Origin of the sequence: Microcoleus sp. AT8-B5 (assembly GCF_036705565.1) — a bacterium.
In the GTDB taxonomy this organism is placed as follows: Bacteria; Cyanobacteriota; Cyanobacteriia; order Cyanobacteriales; family Microcoleaceae; genus Microcoleus.
In genome coordinates, this window is sequence record NZ_JAUBUY010000105.1 from 1 (window position 1) to 4,609 (window position 4,609).

Annotated in this window: 3 protein-coding genes and 1 pseudogene; 2 read left to right on the forward strand and 2 right to left on the reverse strand. The window is 46.5% G+C overall.

The window, feature by feature from the left end:
* The first annotated feature begins 268 nt into the window (after positions 1-268).
* The gene (locus QUB39_RS30265) at positions 269-481 is read left to right on the forward strand and encodes an Hfq-related RNA-binding protein (protein WP_333057289.1); all 213 of its coding nucleotides are present in this window, start codon (positions 269-271) and stop codon (positions 479-481) included.
* Between the two features lie 179 nt (positions 482-660).
* Here QUB39_RS30265 and QUB39_RS30270 read toward each other — a convergent pair whose 3' ends face one another.
* Positions 661-2,976, reverse strand: a complete 2,316-nt coding sequence (locus QUB39_RS30270) for a cation:proton antiporter (protein ID WP_333341014.1) — start codon at positions 2,974-2,976, stop codon at positions 661-663.
* 785 nt (positions 2,977-3,761) lie between these two features.
* On the opposite strand from QUB39_RS30270, the gene QUB39_RS30275 reads away from it, so the two are divergent.
* Positions 3,762-3,962, forward strand: coding sequence for an SDR family NAD(P)-dependent oxidoreductase (locus QUB39_RS30275; protein ID WP_445243063.1), 201 nt, complete (start codon positions 3,762-3,764; stop codon positions 3,960-3,962).
* Positions 3,963-4,309: 347 nt separating this feature from the next.
* Here QUB39_RS30275 and QUB39_RS30280 read toward each other — a convergent pair.
* Positions 4,310-4,609: pseudogene (locus QUB39_RS30280) on the reverse strand (transposase); the annotation flags it as partial.

Here is a 4,609-nt window from a genome sequence, read left to right on the forward strand (position 1 = left end):
GATTTCTCGCCAGAAACCGGTTTTATTCAAGAAACCCGGTTTCTCTGTACTTCACTTACCTGGAAAGTGCTGTAATTGTTGCAATATTTTGGAGAATTCGTATAATTAATGCTGATGTCAATGGCTGAATGAATATCGGTATAAAAGTAACCGCCAAGGGGTTTCTCCGTCATCGGGGAGACACCCTTGTAGTTGCGGCAGTAAGGGTTAAACGGTATAAACAGAAGAATATGGTTTAAGGTAATATTTGACTATAATTTTCTGAACTATGTCTGAATTTGAAACCGGATTGCCCAGCGTTCGCTTAATACAAAGCTACATCAAAGACAAACAACAGGTGGAAATCAAACTCCTGACCGGCGACTTAGTAGCTGGCAGAATTTTTTGGCAGGATAATAGCTGCATTTGCCTCCTCGATCCATCAGAAACACAAATTCTGATCTCGCGACCAGCAATTGCTTATCTCAAACCCAACGGCTGAGGAGACAGAGAGTGGGAGAGGGGGAGACAGGGAGAGGGGGAGATTGGGAGATTGGGAGAGTGGGAGAGGGGAAAAATCTTCCCTCTTCCCTCGAACCTCTTCCAACTTCGGTCTTCCTGACCTCCGTTACATCCGTTACATCCGTTACATCCGTCGAGCGAATCCGTTGCCGAACTTCCCTAATCGCTAAACAGCTTTTCGATGACTTGGGCCTTGACCAAAGGCAGCTTTAAAGCTGGTTGTGGCACCCGCGGTGAGGCCGTCCGCTGCATCAAGCCGAGCTCGTAAAAGCCGCCACACAGCAGCAAACGATCGCCTTCTTGCAAATTGCTACTTCCGTCGGGCCAGCGAGTAAATTTCCCTTCCCGGCGGATAGCCCGCACCTGCACCCCGTACTGCGTCAGCACATCTACCTCTGACAGTTTTTGGCCCGCCCAAGGGCTGTTTGCTGGCAGTCTCAGCCACTGGCAAGAACTGTCCCCCTGCGGGACTGCAACTTCCCCCTTCGCCAGCAACTCAAAACTGATGAGTTCTTCCGGTTCTCCCACTACAAAAAGTCGATCGCCCGACTGCAAAGCTGTCTTCCCGTTAGGATAATCAATTTCCTCGCCATTCTCGCGGACGATCGCCATCACGCTGACCCCTGTCAACTGTCGCAAGTTAGTTTCTTCCAGAGTCATGCTGGCGATGGGAGAACCCGACGGCAAGTTGTACCACTCGCTGTTCATATCTCGAACCGCCACTTTCAAATCCCGCGAAACCGCCAAAGGTTCGCGCGGTGGCCGCAATTCCAGATAGCGGCTGCTGCGAATTTGCTGCACATCCCGCCCGATCGCCATTGCCGAAAGTCCCATGCCAGCCAGCAAGTGGGAAGACAGTTCTAAACTGGCCTCAAACTCCGGCTGCACAACTTCCCAGGCCCCCAATTGATAAAGCAGTTCGATGTCTTTATCTTGGTTCGCGCACACCACAATATCCAAATCCGGGACTAATTCTAAAGCCCGCTTCAGACACAAGCGAGTGCTCATGGGATCGGGAAGGGCGATCGCCATTGCTTTTGCCCGTTCCACCCGCGCGGCTTCCAATACGTGCCAACTGGCAGCATTCCCGTAAATGTAAGGAATTCCTTGCATTCTGCAATCTTGAATTCTACTTTCTGACTCATCGATCACCACAACAGAACAGTTGCGGCTTTGCAGCATTTTGACTAAAATTCTGCCGACTCGCCCGTAGCCGCAAACCACAACATAATTTTGTTCCGGCAAACTTTCAGCTATTGCCACAGGTTGAGATGTTTCGTCAAAATAGCGCTGCAAAGGCCCGAAATTTTCCGCCCATTTCAATAACTGGGGAACGCTTCTCAACACAAACGGAGTTAGCACGAGGGTGACTGCTGTCGTGCCTAAAATTAACAGGTAAACGTTGCGCGAAACCAGCCCCATAGCTTGGCCGGCACTAGCGAGTACAAAGGAGAATTCTCCTATTTGAGCTAAGCCCAAACCTGTGATTAATGCTGTTTTTAGCGGATAGCCAAATAGTCGGACGATCGGCGTTATAATCAAGAATTTGCCGACAAATACTATAAATACCAGTCCCAGAATTACTTCTAGATGGTTCCACAGAAACATCGGGTCAATTAACATTCCGATGGTGACAAAAAATAAGGATGCAAAAATATCTCGCAAAGGCTCGACATAAGTTAGAGTTTGGTCAGCATATTCCACCTCCGAAATCATTAAACCCGCCACAAATGCGCCCATCTCGATCGAAAAACCCAAATATTCTGTCAGCAGCGCAATCCCTAAAGCCAACACCACAACTCCCAGCAAAAACAGTTCCCGACTTTCTGTTTTCGCCAAATAGCGCAGCAACTGCGGTACCATCCAAATGCCCGCGACTACAGCACCGATCGCAAATAACCCGATCCGCAGCAGGGCCCACGCTACCGTCATGCCGATCTCTTCTGCTGGCTGATTGAGTGCCGGCAAAACTGCTAACATTAGCCCCAAAGCCAAATCTTGAACTACTAATATTCCCAGCATGACTTGACCGTGGGAAGTACCGGATTCATTGCGTTCCATCAAGCATTTCAGTACGACTGCGGTAGAGGAAAGTGACAGAATCGATCCTAAAAACACGCCTTGGGCGGGCGATTCTACCCAGCCTACAGCCAAGGAAATTGCAGTAGTAATGGCGATCGTCAGCACAATTTGCAAGCCCCCTCCGCCCAAACTAATGGCTTTTACTTTCTGGAGTTCGGCGAAAGAAAATTCCACTCCCAAGGCAAATAACAGAAAAGCAACCCCGAATTCCGCCAGGGTGTCTACCTGAATTAATTCTTTAATCAGCCCCAAACCGGCCGGCCCAACTACGATCCCTCCCAGGAGATAGCCGAGAATTACCGGCTGTCGCAATAGCGATGCAAAGAGTCCTCCTGCTGCGGCAGCAGCGAGAACTAGAACTAAGTCAACGATCAGTCGGAAGTCTTCTTGCACAACTTTATGAAAAAAGTATAAAGTTATATTATAGTGTCTAATGTGTTGACTATGTTTAGTGAGTTGACAGTAGTTGAGGAACAAGCACAACGGCCACCCTCGACTAAGGTATTTTTTCATTGCACAGAGTTCAACTTCTCACAAAAAGCTTAACCTCTGGCAAGTTGATCGAGGGATTGTGGGGGTATTAGTGGTAATGTTTCACCTCAACGAGATGAGCGCGGTGAGATTAAATCAAGTTACTTTTTTTAATTTATTTCAGGCTGGGTGGAGCGGTGTTGATTACTTTTTTGTATTGAGCGGTTTTCTCATGGTGTAGGTTCACCGATCGGCGAATGGTAAAAAGGATTAGTTAAAATTGTTTTTATTTATGCAAGCCCTGCTTGCAGATTTACCCTATCTACTGGATAATTACTCAGGCACTTTTGTATTTTTTTATAGTAATCCCCGGTTTTGCTAACAATAAAAATTTAGGTTTTAGACAAGTAATTTGGTTTAATCTTGATACCTCAAAATGACTTGCCCATTCGGGATGCAAGTTTGACAAAGCTGGCGTCGCACCTGTAAATACTGCCCTAGAGGCGATCGACTCCCTAACTGTCAGGTCAAACAGATATGGTATTACTTGCTAGAGAAATGCTGCGCGATCCTTATTGGCCGATGCGGGCTGCGAAGCAACTACGTCAATCGGTGCCTGCTCCAATTCAATACGATCGCGCTTGGTAATTAAGCGGATTTGCGATCGATTTTAGGTGAGCCGATTTAATCAATTAACAGGAGTGAATATGTCTGAGATTCAAAACAAGGTGGTCATCATTACTGGAGCAAGTAGCGGTTTAGGTGAAGCCACCGCTCATCGTTTAGCCGCCAGCGGAGCCAAACTCATGCTTGCTGCCCGCCGCGAAGATAGACTCAAGGACTTAGTTGCTGCAATCGAAAAAACAGGTGGCACAGTTGCCTATCGAGTCACCGATGTTGCCGAATAAATATAGCGGCTACTGTATTTCATCAATCACCGAATATGCTGTAATAAAACTGAGTATCGATTAGCAAGCAACTTTGCTGCATCCGGCTATCACGCAATAACAATGAAGAAATCGGAGAGATACATCGAAAAACATGGGCAATACAACTGCTGTAATTGTTTTTAATAACGCACTTATTTTAGATATATAGCCACCCTAAATCATTCGCCTAATTATTGTACGGGCAATCCCACGCCCGGTTGCCCCGATAGATAGGGGGTAGGCACGGGGAGTAGGGGTAGCACTACCCCTACAAATGTACCTGAATGATTTAGGATTGCTATAATAATCAATACTCCGGACAGTTTTTAAGCAGCCAAAGTACCATAAGACAAGACTGAAGGAAGATTAGGATGGTTTAAAATCAAATCCGGGTCTAAATCTAACTTATCAATAAAGGTACAAAGTAGATGCTTATTGAATTCCAGCCGTTTATAAGAAGCCATTGAAAACACAAACGACTTGGCAGATGAATGACAACTAGAGAGTTCATGTTTTGCTAAATTTAAGGCAATTAGACTGGCATTAAAATGAAAATCAAGCCGTGGTAAATGACGAGCTTGACAATCCGACAATCCCGTAAATTGCTTGGCATCACGAAAAATAAA